Source organism: Streptomyces sp. NPDC104367, assembly GCF_055583825.1.
In genome coordinates this window covers 26000-40675 of record NZ_JBVJND010000020.1, presented here as the reverse complement: position 1 = coordinate 40675, position 14676 = coordinate 26000, and the positions used below count along the sequence as shown (strand labels likewise).

The following is a 14676-nucleotide window of genomic DNA, read 5'->3' as shown; positions in this document are numbered from 1 at the left end:
CATGCGAGTCGTCTGTGTGGCCGGGGCCCGCCCCAACTACATGAAGATCAAACCGGTGATGGACGCCCTGGAGCGCCGGGGCGCCGAGGTGCTCCTCTTCCACACCGGCCAGCACTACGACCCGGCGATGAACGACGTGTTCTTCGCCGACCTCGGCATCCGTCCGCCGGACCGCTTCCTCGGGGTCGGCTCCGGCAGCCACGCCGAGCAGACCGGGCGGGTGATGACCGCGTTCGAGCCGCTCCTCGCCGAGGTGGCCCCGGACGTCGTCGTGGTGGTCGGCGACATCAACTCCACGCTGGCCTGCGCCCTGGTCACCGCCAAGTCGGGGCCGCTGCTCGCCCATGTGGAGGCCGGGCTGCGCAGCCGGGACTGGAGCATGCCGGAGGAGGTCAACCGGGTCGCCACCGACCGGGTCAGCGACTATCTGCTGGCCCCCTCCCCCGACGCCGTCGACAACCTGCGCGCCGAGGGGTACCGGGAGGACCAGATCCACCTGGTCGGCAACGTCATGATCGACACCCTGCTGGCCAGCCTGGAACGGGCCCGGGCCTCGGACGTCCTGGACCGGTACGGGCTGGCCCGGGGCGAGTTCGGCCTGGTCACCCTGCACCGGCCGGCCAACGTGGACGACCCGGAGGTCCTCACCGGCCTGCTGAAGGCGCTCGGCGAGATCTCCGGCCGGCTGCCGCTCGTGCTGCCCGTGCACCCGCGCGCGGCCGGGCGGCTGGCCGAGATCGGCGTCCCCGGGGGCGTCCGGCTCGTACCGCCCGCCGGGTACCTGGACTTCATCGCCCTCCAGGACGCCGCGCGGATCGTGCTCACCGACTCCGGCGGTGTGCAGGAGGAGACCACCGCGCTGGGCGTGCCGTGCGTGACCCTGCGGGACAACACCGAGCGGCCGGTCACCGTCGAGCAGGGCACCAACGTGCTGGCCGGGCGGGACCCGGCGCGGATCACGGCCACCGTGACCGCGGTGCTCGACCGGCCGCCGGCGCCGCGCCGGCCCGAACTCTGGGACGGCCGCGCGAGCGACCGCATCGCCGAGGTGCTTCTGACCGGAGGCACCGCGGACACCCGGCCGAGACCGACCGACCGTACGACCGAGGACCGAACGTTCCCCATATGATCCGCTTGCAACTCACGCATTTCGAACGTCTGGTCGCTAGGGGGAACCGTCATGGATCTCGCTGAGATCTTCCGGGTCATGCGCAGGCGCTGGTACGTCCTGCTGCCGGGACTGCTGGTCACCGCCGGCCTGATCGTCGCGGTGACCGTGCTGGTCCCGGTCACGTACCAGTCGCAGAGCACGGTGGTACTGCTGAACTCCCAGAAGGCCACCCAGGCTTACGACGGAAATCCGTTCCTCAGCACCCAGACCTCGCTCACCGGCATGGCCGACAGCCTGGCCCGCAACCTCAACTCCGACGACTCGCTGCGGGATCTCAAGGCCCGTGGCGCGAAGGGCACGTTCGACGCCAAGCTCGCCGACAACGCCCAGGGGCCGCTGATGTGGCTCACCGTCACCGGCACCGACCGGGACTCCGTCCTGGCCTCGGACAAGATCCTCACCGGGTACGCCAAGGAGCGGCTGGACCAGTTCCAGAAGGACCAGTCGGTCGCCCCGAAGGCCATGATCCGGATGACGACCATCGTGCCGCCGCAGAATCCCGTGGCGCAGACCAAGACCCGGCTCGAGTACATGGTCATGGCCGGGGCACTGGGCCTGGTGCTCACCCTCGCCACCGCCTTCTACCTGGAGGCGCGCAGGCGGCCGCACCGGCCGTCGCCGCAGGCCGGACCCGGCGGACCCGCCGGACCGCGGGAGCGGCCGGCCGCCGCCCCCGCCCCGGGCGGGGAGTCGCCGGTGGAGGAGACGCTCGCCATCCGGCAGCCGCCCAGCTGGTCGCAGTCCGCCGCGGGCGGTCCGGCCGGCACAGAGCCCGACGCGCCACAGCCCGCCATGGCCGTGGCGTCCGCCGCCGAGCCGCTCGACGAGGAGTCGACTCATGGACATCGCCCGCGCACCGGACAGCGGGACCGGTGAGACGAGCGACGCGCCCGCTCCTGCCGCACCGGTGACACCCGCCGCACCCGCCGCCGCTCCGTCGCTGGGCCGCAAGGTCCGCTCGGCGGCGCGGTGGAGCCTGATCAACACCGTCGTGATGCGCCTGGGCAACTTCGCGACCGGCATCCTGCTGGCCCGCTTCGCGCTCGGCCCGGCGGAGTGGGGTGTGTACGGCATCGCCCAGACCGTGCTGCTCGTGCTGCTCTCCGCGAACGAGCTGGGCGTGGGCCTGGCCATCGTGCGCTGGGAGGGGGACGCGAAGCGGTTCGCGCCGACCGTGCTGACCCTGAGCACCCTCTCCAGCGGCCTGCTGTACGTGGCGCTGTTCGCGACCGCGCCGGCGGTGGCCGGGCTGCTGGGCTCGCCGCACGCCGCGGGCGTGCTGCGGGTGATGTGCCTGTGCGTGGTGATCGACGGGGTGGCCCAGGTCCCGGCCGGCTTCCTCACCCGGGAGTTCGCCCAGGGCCGGCGGATGGTCATCGACGCGCTCAACTTCGTGCTCGGCACCGCCGTCACACTCTGGCTGGCCTTCGAGGGCTGGGGCGCGATGAGCTTCGCCTGGGGCTCGGTGGCCGGGAACGTCGTCACGCTGATCGGCTGCGCGCTGGCGGCGCCGGGCACCCTGAGGTTCGGCTGGGACTCCGCACAGGCCCGGGCGCTGCTGCGGTTCGGGCTGCCGCTGGCGGGGGCGAGCATGCTGGCCCTGGCGGTGGTCAACGTCGACACCATGGTGGTGGGCGCGACCCTGGGCAACGTCTCGCTGGGGTTCTACGTGCTCGCGTTCAACATCTCCGGCTGGCCCGTGCGCATCATCTCCGAGGCCGCCCGCCGGGTCTCCTTCGCGGGGTTCTCCCGGCTGGCCGCCTCGCCGCAGGCGCTCGCCCAGGGCTTCAGCCGTGCCCTGGGCGTGCTGATCACCGGTACGGTGCCGCTCTGCGTGCTGCTGGGCGGACTCGCCGAACCGGTCGTCCGCCTGATCTACGGCGGCCGGTGGACCCCCGCCGCGGCCGCCCTGCCCTGGCTGATGGCCCTCGGCCTGATCCGCATCGGCGGCGAACTGGCCTACGACTGCCTGGTCGCGATCGGACAGCGCCGCTCGCTCTTCCTGGTGCAGGGCCTGTGGCTGGTGGCGCTGGTCCCGGTGCTCCTGGCCTGCGCCCGCCTCAACGGCATCGTCGGTGTCTCCCAGGGCCATGTCCTGGTCGCCGGCGGCCTGGTGGTGCCCGTGTTCCTGATCGCCCTGCACCGGGGCGGCATCGGCATCGGCCGGATCGCCCGGGCCTGCGCGTGGCCCTTCCTGGGCGGCGCCGTGATGACCGTGATCGTCCTCGGCCTGCGGGCCCCGCTCGGCGACGGGCGGCTCGCGCTCCTCATCACCGGGTCCGTCGCACTGGCCGGCTACGCGGTCTGCGTGCTGCCCAGCCGTGACTTCCTGCGTGGGGTCGAGCGGCCCCGCAGGGCCGCTCCCGCCGGCTCCTCCCCCCAGGGCACGAGGTGAGTCCATGTCACGACGTACCGGCACCGACGCCCTCGCGGGACTGCTGCTCGCGGTACTGCTCACGGTCGCGGGCACGGCCTGCTCGGACTCGGACGGGTCCGCCCTGCCGGCCTGCCCGGACTCCGCGCTGACCTGCCCGGCGAGCGGACGCCCCGCGACCACGGACGCCTCCTCGCCGGCCACGCCGGCCACCGCGGCGTCCCCGAGCGCCACCTCCGTACCGGCCACCACGGCCGCCCCCACCGCGACGGGCGGTGGCGGCGGCTCCGGGAAACCGGTGTCCCGCGACGCCTGCGCCTCCCCCGCCGCCTGCGGGTTCCCCGACGCCCGCACCACCGGGCCCCGCATCCCGCTCACCCCGCACCGGACCGGCGACATGTCCGTGCGCGAGAACGGCACCGTCATCCGGGGCTGGGACATCACCGGCTCGCTCGACATCTACGCCGACGACGTCACCGTGATCGACACGAAGATCACCTCCACCAACTGGTGGGGCGTCAACCTGCGCCCCGGCTACCACGGACTGCGCGTCCTGCACTCCACCATCACCGCCGTGCCCGGCAAGGGACCGGACAACGGCGGCGTCGACTACGCGGTCTCCAACATGGGGGGCAGCTCCGTCGAGGTCGGCTGGTGCGACGTCTCCGTGTTCGGCGACGCCCTGTCCATGGGCCAGGGCGACATCCACGACAACTACGTCCACGACATCGAGCCGTTCGTGAACCAGAGCGGCGAGTGGCAGCACACCAACGCGGTGATCAGCGGCGGCGGCAACACCGGGCACCTGGTCATCCGGCACAACACCCTGCTCAACCCGACGGGAATCAAGGAGGGCGCCTCGGGCAGCATCGGCCTGTTCGCGGACACCGGGGTGGTCCGCAACGTCACCGTCGACCACAACTGGATCGCCGGCGGGGCCTACGCCCTCTACGGCGGCTCCACGGGCGCCACCGGGATCAAGGTCACGGACAACGTGTTCTCCACCCAGTACCACCCCGCCTCCGGCGGCTACGGCACCGTCGCCCACTGGAACGCGGACGGTGCCGGGAACGTCTGGCGCGGCAACCGGCTGTCCGACGGCCGCCCGGTGCGCCCGGAGCCGGCCTCGTGACCGGCGGAGCGGCACGCCGTGCCGCACGGGCGCCCTGGACGCTGCTGAAGGCGCTGTTCGGCTGGCTGGTGCTCTTCGAGGCCAGGAACAAGGTCCTGCTCGCGCCGGGCGCGGTGCGCCTGCGGCGGACGGAGGCCGCCGAGACCCGCCGGCTGGCCGCCACTCTGCCGGCGCCGCCCACGGCACTGGTCGCCACGGTGATCGCCACCCACCGGCGGCCCCTGGCGCTGCGGGCCGCCGTGCGCTCGGCCCTGGACCAGACCGTGAGCGACCAGGTCGTCATCGTCGTCGACGACGGCGCCGGGCTGCCCGAACTGCCGGACGATCCACGCCTGTTCGCCGTCTCGCTGGCACGCAACACCGGGGTGGCGGGCGTGGTGCGCAACGTGGGCATCCGGCTCACCCGCTCGCGGTACGTGGCCTTCCTGGACGACGACAACCTGTGGGAACCCGACCACCTGGAGCGGGCGCTGGCGGCCCTTCAGGCCCCCGGCGGGCCCGACGCCGTGTACACGGCGCTGCGCAGGGTCCGGCCCGACGGCAGCGAGAACGACGTCCTCTCGGTGCCCTACGACCGGCGCCGGGCCGCCCGCGAGGCCTTCCTGGACACCAACGCCTTCGTCGCCCGGCGCACCCGGGCCCTGCACTTCAGCCGACTGCGCCGGACCCCGGAGGTGCTGCCCCGGGAGGACTGGGAGCTGATCCGCCGCTACGGCCGCAGACACCGGGTGCGTCATCTGCCGCACCCCACCGTCCGGTACCTGATGAACCCCGCCAGCTTCTACACCCAATGGCGGCAGCCCAGTTGAGGCCCTCCGCTCCCCGTCCGCTCCGACCACAGGTGGTTGATCCCGTGGCACCGTCCCGCGCCCTCAGGAACAAGTTCGTCGACGCCCCCGGCTCACTCGGCGAGAGACTGCGCATCGCCCGCTGGGAACGCTTGCGGCGCTGCTTCCCCGGTATCGAGAACATGAGCGTGGTCGACCTGGGCGGGACGGCCGAGATGTGGCTGCGTGCCCCCGTGCGCGCCAAGCACGTCCACCTGATCAACCTGGAGGCGCACCCGGCCGGGCTGCCCGACTGGATCACCGCCGAGAACGCCGACGTCACCGACCCGCAGACGGCCGCCGCGCTCAGCGCCGACGGCGGCTACGACCTGGTGTTCTCCAACTCGACCATCGAGCACGTCGGCGGCCACAGCCAGCGGCGGAGGTTCGTGGCCGCCGTCGAGCGGCTGGCGCCGCTGCACTGGATCCAGACGCCGTACCGCTACTTCCCCGTCGAGCCGCACTTCGTGGCCCCCGGCTTCCAGTTCCTGCCGCTGGCCGCGCGGGCGCGGCTGGTGCGGCGCTGGCCGCTGGTGCACAGCCGCCCCGACAGCCCCGAGTCGGCGATGGACGCCGTCGTCAACATCGAGCTGCTGACCCGGGCCGAGATGCGCTACCTGTTCCCCCGCTCCGAGCTGCTGAGCGAACGGGTGCTGGGCGTACCGAAGTCGCTGATGGCCGTGCGGTCGCAGGAGGCCGGCTGACCGGGCGCGCTCACGGGCCCGGCGTCCTGCGCAGGGCTCCCGGCCGGACCAGTTCGGCCGCGGCCGCCCGGCTGGCCGGGCGGCCCAGGGCCGCGCGGGAGGTCTCGCGGAGCAGAACGGCGGCGTGGAACAGGGCCGTTGCCGGTGCGCCGTGCCGACGGCGGTACAGCCGGACCCGGTTGAGGGTGAGCAGGCTCCAGAGCCTGGGCGACACCTGGGAGTCGCCGCCCAGGTGGACGGCGTCCGCGGTGGGCTCCAGCTGGGTGGCGAACCCCAGGTCCCGGGCGCGCAGGCAGAACTCGGTCTCCTCCGAGTAGAGGAAGAAGGACTCGTCCCAGGGGCCGCAGGCGGCCAGGCACGGCGCGGAGACGGCCATCAGCGCGCCGGTCGCCCAGTCCGCGCGGGTGGTGTTCCGGTAGGCGCCGGGGTCGGTGACCAGCTCGCTCAGCGCCGGGAAGCGTCCCGCCCGGGTGTTGCCGATCACCGCCTCGCCGAGCGCCCGCAACACGGTCGACTCCCGGCGCAGCGAGCGGTGCGGGGTGTCCGAGCCCTCCTCGTAGAGCAGCGGTACGGCGATCCCGACCCCGTCTCCCAGGCTGTCGACGAGGCGTTTGGCGCAGCCCTGCCGCATCCGCACGTCGGGGTTGCAGACCAGCACGGCGTCGTGGTCCCCGGCGGCCCGCAGCGCCGCGTTGATCCCGGCCGCGTACCCGGCGTTGCGGCCGGTCTCGACCACCGTGGCGTCCGGCGCGAGGGTCCGCAGCACCTCGACGGTGTCGTCGGCGGAGTCGTTGTCCGCGACGACCAGCCGCCAGTCGAGGCCGGCCATCCCGTCGGGCAGCGCGGCGAGGAACCCGGGGAGCACCGAGGCGCTGTTCCAGGTGACGACGATGACGGCGACGGTGCTCATCGGGACTCCACGAGTGGGGGCAGTTCGGGTTCGGGTGCTGCGGAGGTGTCGCGGGGCGCGGGCGCGGCGGGGCCGGCCGCCTCCCGGCGGATGAAGCCGAGGTAGCTGCCGCCGGCCCCCAGGGTCAGGAAGAACATCCCGGCGTACATGGGGAAGCTCAGCGCGTCGAAGGTGGCGCTGATGACGAGGGCGACCAGGGCCGAGGCGAGGAACGCCTGGCCCAGTTCCCGGTCCGACTCGGTGCGGGCGAGCCTGCGGACGGCGCCGCCCTGGTGGATGCCGGTGACGAACAGGGCGAGCAGCGCGAGCAGTCCCAGGGCGCCCGTCTCGGCCAGGGTCAGCATGTACTGGTTGTCCGTGAAGAAGTAGAGGTCGGGGGTGAAGGTGCCGAACCCCCTTCCGAACCAGGGGTGTTCCTCCAGGTAGGGAACGATCGCGCTGTACTTCACGGTGCGTGCCTGGGTGCTGCTGTCGGAGTTGGACAGGAAGCTGGCGAACAGGCCGGTGATGGTCCCGATCAGACCCGGGATGATCACCTTGAAGACGGCCACCGAGCCGAGGACCAGCCCGATGGCGGCCCAGCGGCGCTCCGGCTTCCAGCGCGGCACCATCACCAGGATCACGATGAAGGCGCCGATGATGGAGGTGCGGGACACCGTGAGCGGCAGCGCGCCCGCCATGACCGCCACGGGTCCCCAGCGGCGCAGCGGGCCCGCGTGGCGGCGTACCGGGTCGAAGGCCTGGTGGACGGCGAAGGGGACCAGGATGGCGAGCATGCCGCCGAACTCCAGCGGATGGGCGGTGGTGGAGCGGGGCCGGGTGAACGAGCCGCGGTCCATGGTGCTGATCCCGGCGGTGCTCGACTGGAGACCGGGGATGTGGATGGAGTCGGCGATGTTGGTGGCGGCGAAGAAGTCGTAGTAGCCGATCAGGGCGACGACCGTGCCCAGCACGACGAGCCGGCGCATCAGGGTGTCCAGGCGGCTGCGCTCCTGGATGCCGGCCGAGGTGAGCACCACCAGCGCCGTCCACACCCCGAGGCCGATGAGGCCCCGGTCGGCTCCCAGGACCTCCTCGTGCGAGCTCTCGCGGGTCGCGTCGGCGAGGTAGGAGAGCAGCACCGCCGCCGCGAGCAGGCACATGACCACGCGCGGCAGTCTGGTGTCGCGGGCCGGCAGGATGCGGCCGCCGAGCCAGGTGGCCAGGTACCAGAGCAGTCCCAGCAGGGCGAAGACGTTGGCCGGGGTGCCGACGCCGCCGAGCGCGGGCAGGGTGAGGTTCGAGGGGACGAAGAAGGCCAGCACCAGGTAGCCGGTGAGGACCGTCGTGGCGTCCAGCCTGCGCACCAGCAGCCCCTTGGGCCGCTCCGGCGGGCTGGCGCGGTGGCGCCGGGGCACGTACCCGGCGAGGGCGCGTCCGCGGCGGCGCACCACCGCGACGCCCTCGGCGAGGATGGACAGCAGGAAGGCGGCGACCGTCCCGGCGATGAGGACCGCCGCGATGTTCTGGTAGCGGCTCTTCGACTCCGAGACGGGGGTCTGCGGCAGTACGACCGGCGCGCTCTGCACCGTGTACACCGCCGGCACCTTGGAGGCGGCCTGGAGCGCCTTGAGCTGTTCGCCGGTGAAGGCGGTCAGGGTGGTGGTCTCGCGGAGCACCTTCGCCCGGTCGGTGCCGGTGACGCCGAGGGTGAGCAGCGGGCTGTCGGACTGCGCCGCGAACCCGACCGTGTACGGGTCCGTGACGCCGCGCGAGCGCAGCTCCTTCGCCGAGTCGCCGGACTGGAGCGTCCTGATCAGCACGTCGGCGGTGACGACCAGTGAACCGCCCGCGTTCGAGAGGGGGTTGCCGAAGGTGGGAGCCATGTCGGCGATCGCCGAGGAGTCGAGGAGCGTGACCGAGCTCTGCGACTCGTAGGACACCGGGATGGTGCGGTACAGGTATCCGCCCGCGAGCAGGCTGAGCAGGGTGAGGGGCACCATGAAGTACCACCGCCTGCGCATGATCGCCAAGAGGTCGGCGAGGCTCATGAGATCTCCCTTTTGGTGGCGGTTCGCCCCGGCGCCTGCGAGGATCTGTGGCGACGGAAGGAATCCCCGTGTCGCCTCGTGACGTCGCCGAAGCGCTGCTCCGCCGGTGGTACGTACTGCTGTTCGCGCTCGTGCTGACGGCCGCCGGTGCCTACCGGGTGCTGCATCCCGCACCGCAGTACCTGAGTTCGGCGGTGGTCGTGCTCAAACCGCCCGTGACCGGCAACCAGCCCAACCAGCTCACCAACCTCCAGCCGCCGCTGGCCACCCTGTCGTACGGGGTCATCCAGCAGCTGGAGTCGCCGGCCGGGCGCAGGGAGCTGGCCGCCGCCGGGGTGCGCGGGACGTACCAGCTGATCCCGCGCAACAGCGGCACCAGCGCGACACCGCGCTATCTGATCCCCTCGGTCCAGGTGCAGGCGAAGCGCTCCGGGGCGGTGGACGCCGACACCGCGGTCGGCCGGGTCATCGAGGTGTACACCGAGCACGTGACGGCGTTGCAGGACGCGCAGGGCGTGGCCCCTCAGGCGCGGATCAGCGCCTCCGTCCTGGTCGCCGCCAGCGCCACCCCGGTGCAGGGCAACAGGACCCGGGCGCTGGCCGGTACGGCCCTGCTGGGCGGGATCGGGGGCGTCCTGGGCGCGCTGTGGTGGGACCGGTACGCGCTGCGCCGCAGGACCGGCGGGGGCGGCCTGCCGAAGGCGGTGCGCCCCGCCGGCGGGCTGCCGGTGGCGGGCTGAACCGAACTGATCGCGCATCAGATGCCGCGGCGCTTCCAGGACTCCCACCACAGCGCCTCCCGGCCGCGCTCGGCCACGGCCGACCACACCAGGGGCTGCAGGTACGGCATCGCCTTCGGCCCGATCCGCCGGCGCAGCCGCAGCGCCCGGTACTCGGGCAGCGCCCGGTACTCCGGCAGGCACTGGGCGGCGAACGCCACGCACTCCTCGACCGGTACGACGCCGGTGCGGCCCCGGTCGTAGGCCCGGTAGGCGCGGCGCAGGGCGTGGCGGGCGAGGCGGGTGTGGACCTGCTCGGCCAGCCGGCCGGCGTGCGGCAGCCGGTCGCCGCACTTGGTGAGCACCGAGTCGAAGGCGACCAGGCGCTGGCGCAGGTCGTCGAGCTGGCCGCCGAAGTCGACGGTGGACATGTTCTTGCCGTGCACGCGGTAGAAGGCCTGGTCGGCGCCGCGGACGTAGCCGACGTCGGCGTGGGCGGCGAGCCGCATCCACATCTCGATGTCGCCGGCGTGCGGCAGGGCGGGGTCGTAGCCGCCGACCTTGCGCTGGAGTCCGGTGCGCACGACGACCTCCGGCGAGGTGATGCAGCCGGTGCCCTCGCGGAAGCGGCGCTCCAGCCACCAGTGGCCGGGGTAGACGACCGAACCGGTGCTGTGGGTACGGGCCTTGGGCAGCGGGCCGCCGTGCTGGAAGCGCAGCGGGCGCCCGTAGGCGAAGCCCGCCTCGGGGTGGGCGTCCAGGAGGGCCGCGGCGCGCACCAGCGCGCCCGGCACCAGCCGGTCGTCGGCCGACAGCAGGGCGACGTAGTCCCCGTCGGCCCAGTCCAGGAGGCCTTCGTTGTAGGTGGCGATGTGGCGCTTGTTGGTCTCGTGGACCCGGACCTCGATCCGCGGGTCGGCGGCGGCCAGCTTGTGGGCGACCTCCGCCGAGTCGTCGGGCGAGGCGTCGTCGATGATGAGCACCCGGACGTCGACGCCGTCCTGCTCGTCCAGGACGCTGCTCACGCAGTCGGCGAGGAAGTGGCCGTACTTGTAGCAGGGGATGACAACACTGACGCTGCTCATCGGTTGGGGGAAGCCAATCCCCGTCGGTGGCCCGCGCCGTTGCGGGCGCGGGCCACCGGCGGTGTGTGGGGACGGGTCAGTTCTTTTTCTTCTTGTAGGTGGTCTTGCCGGTGAGCGTCCAGCTGCGGGACTTCACCGTGTGACGGTGGCTGTCCCCGGCCGTGACGGTGACCCGGAACCGGGTGCCGTCCGGCAGCGGGGCCGACAGGTGGACGGTCGCCCTGTGCGTCTTGCGGTCGTAGGAGACGACGGCCGTGACGTGGAGCTCGCGCGCGGCCCTGGAGCCGCGCAGGACGGTCACGGTCGCCTTGACGGAGGCCACCCCGGTCGTGGCCGGCAGGGCCAGGACCAGGGGGCTCGCCGCGTCGGCGGTGTGCGCCACGGTGGCGGCGCCGACCTCCGAGGCGGCGACCGAGGCGGCCAGCGACGTGGTCGGGTCGTCGGCGGTGAAGACCGGGCCCACCCAGTAGTTCGACGATCCGTAGGAACCGTTGGGGAAGGCCGGGTCGCTGCCGTACTTGTAGAGCCCGTTGTGGTGTGCGGTGGTGTCGGCCGTGGCCGTCAGCGGATAGGACTTGTGGGCCGCCGCGAAGTACCCGCCGTCCACGGCGTAGTTGCCGTTGGGCGCGTGGTACGAGGCCACGTACGCGGTGTCCGCGGTGATCGCCACCGGGGTGGCGAAGGTCAGCGTCTGCCAGCCGGAGGCGGTCTCGCCGGTGAAGGTGCCGCTGGCGAGCAGGGTGCCGTCGTCGGTCCACAGGCTGCCGGTGTGGGTGCCGGTGTTGCCGGTGCCCTTGTAGAAGGTGACGCCGGTGACCCAGCCGGCCGCCGACGAGGTGAACCGGGTGCCCAGCTCCACGGAGTTGGAGTCGGCGGTCATGTCGGTGGTGGCCGGGACGGCCGAGGAACTCCACAGCGAGCAGGGGCAGGTGACCGCGGGCGGGGTGGAACTGGTGTTGAACGACCAGGTCACCGGGTCCGTCATGGCGTTGCCCCAGACGTCCGAGGCCTGTACGGAAGCGGTGTACGTGCTGCTCAGGTCCAGTTCCGTCGACGGCGTGAAGGTCGCCTTGTTCGACGCGGGGAAGGTGACGGCACCGGGCACGGTGTCGCCGTTCGCGTCCTTCACGGTGAAGGTCACGCTGTCGGTGTCGACGGCCGCGCTGAAGGTGGCCGAGACCGGTGCCGTGATCGACGCGTCGGTCGCCCCGGAGGTCGGGGAGGTCGAGCTGACGGTGGGCGGGGTCGTGCCGGCCGTGGAGGTGTCGAGCACCACGTCGACCCAGTAGTTGCTGCCCGAGGCCTGCGAGGACGGGAAGGCGCTGGTGGAGCCGTAGTGGAAGACGCCGTTGCCGCCGTCGACGCCCGACTTGAGCGCGGTCAGCGGGGCCAGGCCGGCATCGCTGCTCGCGAGGGTGGTGTCGAAGGAGTAGCCGCCGTTGGGCGCGAAGTACGAGGCGACGTAGGTGGTGTTGGCCTTGACGGTCACCGGGGAGGAGAAGTTCAGCTGCTGCCAGCCGGAGGCGGTCTCGTCGGTGAAGGTGCCGGTGGCCAGGCGGGTGCCGGAGGCGGTCCACAGGCTGCCGGTGTGGGTGCCGGTGTTGGCCGGCGACTTGTAGAAGCGCACGCCGGTGATCGAACCGGCCACGGTGGTCCGGAACTTGACGCCGAGCTCCAGCGAGCTGCCGTCGCCCGCGTTGACGGTGCCGGGCACCGCCGAGGCGGCCCAGATGGTGCACGGGCAGGCCTGCGGTCCGACGGTCAGCGGGATGGTGGTGACCGATCCGATGTTGACGCTGTCGTCGACCGCCCGGACCTTGACGGACACCGTGCCCGGGGTGGTCGGGGTCCAGGTGTAGCTCCACGAGGTCAGGCCGGTGGCGGCCTGCCAGGTCGAGCCGCCGTCGGTGGACACCTCGACGCGGGCGACCACGCCGCCGCTGTCGCTGGCGGTGCCCTTGACGGTGACCGGCTTCAGCGCCGGGACGGTGATCCCGGACTCGGGGCTGGTCACGGTGACCGCGGGGCCGGTGGTGTCGGTGGAGGCCGAGGCCGAGACGAGGCCGCTCTGCAGGGTCAGCGGCTGGATGCCCATGTCGGCGAGGATGTTCACCGTCGCCTGCTGCATCCGGGAGTCCTCGGTGACCACGGTGTCGTCGGGGTTGTAGGTGGGCACGTTGGTCAGGCCCCACGACCACTGCACGGTTCCGGACCCGAAGACCAGGGCTCCGGAGTCCTGGTCGCGGAACTCCACGAGGTTGTGGGTGGCCGTGCCGTTGCCGTAGACGTTGCCCCAGTCCGTGCGGAGCTTGCCGTCCTGGATGTCGACGGTGGTGGACGACACGTCGATGGCGCCGACGGGTCTGGTGGCGTTGTCGATGTCGCTGTCCCACTCGTAGCCGAGCGTCCCGGTCGGGAAGGTCGCCGTCTGACCGGCGGTGAGGTTCGCGACGGAGGTGTTGCGCCAGATGCGGTTCTTGCCGTAGGAGCCGGGGACCGTGATGGCGTCGCTGCGGTAGCCGTTGACGGTGAACATGGAGCCGGTGAGGATGTTCGGCGGCTGGTAGGACTGGCCGTAGTCGGTGCTGGTCGGGTCCATCCAGGTGCCGGTCCAGACGCCGCTGGGGTCGGCGATGCCGTTGCTCTGGGCCATCTTGGTCATCTTGTAGCAGACCAGGGTGCGGTCCGCGGTGCTGGTGCCGTCGATGCTGGGGGCGAGCCTGGTCTTCCAGAAGACCTCGTTGCCGCTGAAGAAGGCCTCCCGCACTCCGGCCTTGCGGGCCGCGAGGACGTTGGAGTACTGGGTCTGGGTCCAGTACTCGTCGTGGCCGGAGGACATGTACACCTTGTGCTTCTCCAGCTGGGCGGCGCCGTTCGACTGCGACACGTCCACGCCGGAGGTGTAGGTGACGTCGTAGCCGTTGCGCTCCAGCCAGGACAGCATCATGTACTCGGAGCCGTAGATGCCGTTGTCGCCGCCGATGTCCAGCGGGCGGTTGTAGCTGACCTCGTAGGCGCGGCCGTCCGGCGCGGGCCCGGCGCCGTCGTACAGGTCCTGGCCGCCGTAGTCGTTGTACGCCTGCCAGGTCTGGTCGCTGGTCTGCACGACCATGTCGGCGGTGCTGGAGTCGTCACGGACGACGAACGGGTACGGCATCAGGCCGTCGCCGTCGGTCTGCGTGATGTTCGCGATGTACAGGCCGGACACGGCGTCGCTGGGCACCGCCCAGGTCGCGGTCACCGGCCAGTTGCCGCAGTCCACCAGCCCCGTGCTGCTCTTGGTCGTGCAACTGGCCGGGCTGGAGGTGAAGTTGGCCGGGTAGGTCACGGCGGCCTGGGCCGCGGTCGACATCTGGCGGGCGCCGTCGCCGCCGTACCAGCCCAGCCGGTAGATCTGGATGGTGTACGAGGTCTTCGACTGGACCTTGAACTGGACGGTGTCCCCGGCCTGGACGCTCTCCTTGGTCGTGAACCCCTTGATGTCCCCGTAGGCGTTGGGCGAGAACCAGTCGGACGTCGGGCTGCCCGTCTTGGAGTTCTCGCAGACGATCGGGTTGGAGCCCGACCCGCACGGATCGGACGCCGCCTGGGCGGACCCGGCCAGCGGGAGCACCGCGAGGATCAGTGCCACTACGACGGCGAGGCGCCCGCCCCGGATCCGTCTGCTCCATTTTCTCATGTGTACCTCTCAGCGGTGCTGTGCTGGGCCGGCCGGGGGGCCGGA

At 72.2% G+C, this 14676-nt stretch carries 11 protein-coding genes; 7 read left to right on the top strand and 4 right to left on the bottom strand.

Going from position 1 to position 14676, the window contains the following annotated elements; translation table 11 throughout:
* The first annotated feature begins 1 nt into the window (after nt 1).
* From wecB to ACZ619_RS27600, 6 genes are read left to right on the top strand one after another with little or no spacing between them, the layout of a single operon-like run.
* The gene (gene wecB, locus ACZ619_RS27625) at nt 2-1129 is read left to right on the top strand and encodes a non-hydrolyzing UDP-N-acetylglucosamine 2-epimerase (protein ID WP_469604243.1); all 1128 of its coding nucleotides are present in this window, start codon (nt 2-4) and stop codon (nt 1127-1129) included.
* Nucleotides 1130-1180: 51 nt separating this feature from the next.
* Complete coding sequence (locus ACZ619_RS27620) at nt 1181-2047, top strand: YveK family protein (protein ID WP_469604241.1); 867 nt, start codon at nt 1181-1183, stop codon at nt 2045-2047.
* Entirely contained in the window at nt 2010-3566 is a 1557-nt protein-coding gene (locus ACZ619_RS27615) for an oligosaccharide flippase family protein (protein WP_469604239.1), read from the top strand. The genes ACZ619_RS27620 and ACZ619_RS27615 overlap by 38 nt, the downstream gene beginning before the upstream one ends.
* 4 nt (nt 3567-3570) lie before the next feature.
* Nucleotides 3571-4677, top strand: coding sequence for a right-handed parallel beta-helix repeat-containing protein (locus ACZ619_RS27610; protein ID WP_469604236.1), 1107 nt, complete (start codon nt 3571-3573; stop codon nt 4675-4677).
* Nucleotides 4674-5486: a glycosyltransferase family 2 protein gene (locus tag ACZ619_RS27605; protein WP_469604233.1), complete on the top strand. Its 813-nt coding sequence runs from the start codon at nt 4674-4676 to the stop codon at nt 5484-5486. The genes ACZ619_RS27610 and ACZ619_RS27605 overlap by 4 nt, the downstream gene beginning before the upstream one ends.
* 44 nt (nt 5487-5530) lie before the next feature.
* On the top strand, nt 5531-6208 hold the full coding sequence (locus ACZ619_RS27600; RefSeq protein ID WP_469604230.1) for a class I SAM-dependent methyltransferase: 678 nt from the start codon (nt 5531-5533) through the stop codon (nt 6206-6208).
* 10 nt (nt 6209-6218) lie between these two features.
* Here the strand turns inward: ACZ619_RS27600 and ACZ619_RS27595 are convergent, their stop codons facing one another.
* Both ACZ619_RS27595 and ACZ619_RS27590 read right to left on the bottom strand, forming a co-directional pair.
* Nucleotides 6219-7118 carry a glycosyltransferase family 2 protein gene (locus tag ACZ619_RS27595; protein ID WP_469604228.1) on the bottom strand — a complete coding sequence of 300 codons (900 nt, stop codon included), beginning with the start codon at nt 7116-7118 and terminating at the stop codon, nt 6219-6221.
* Nucleotides 7115-9148, bottom strand: a complete 2034-nt coding sequence (locus ACZ619_RS27590; protein WP_469604225.1) for an O-antigen ligase family protein — start codon at nt 9146-9148, stop codon at nt 7115-7117. Before ACZ619_RS27590 ends, ACZ619_RS27595 begins: the two co-directional genes overlap by 4 nt.
* Before the next feature lie 68 nt (nt 9149-9216).
* Here ACZ619_RS27590 and ACZ619_RS27585 point away from each other — a divergent pair, with 68 nt between their 5' ends.
* Nucleotides 9217-9888, top strand: a complete 672-nt coding sequence (locus ACZ619_RS27585) for a hypothetical protein (protein ID WP_469604223.1) — start codon at nt 9217-9219, stop codon at nt 9886-9888.
* Nucleotides 9889-9905: 17 nt separating this feature from the next.
* On the opposite strand, the gene ACZ619_RS27580 is transcribed toward ACZ619_RS27585, so the two are convergent.
* Entirely contained in the window at nt 9906-10952 is a 1047-nt protein-coding gene (locus tag ACZ619_RS27580; RefSeq protein ID WP_469604220.1) for a glycosyltransferase family 2 protein, read from the bottom strand.
* A gap of 76 nt (nt 10953-11028) precedes the next feature.
* Entirely contained in the window at nt 11029-14631 is a 3603-nt protein-coding gene (locus ACZ619_RS27575; RefSeq protein ID WP_469604217.1) for a DUF4082 domain-containing protein, read from the bottom strand.
* Nucleotides 14632-14676 lie beyond the last annotated feature (45 nt).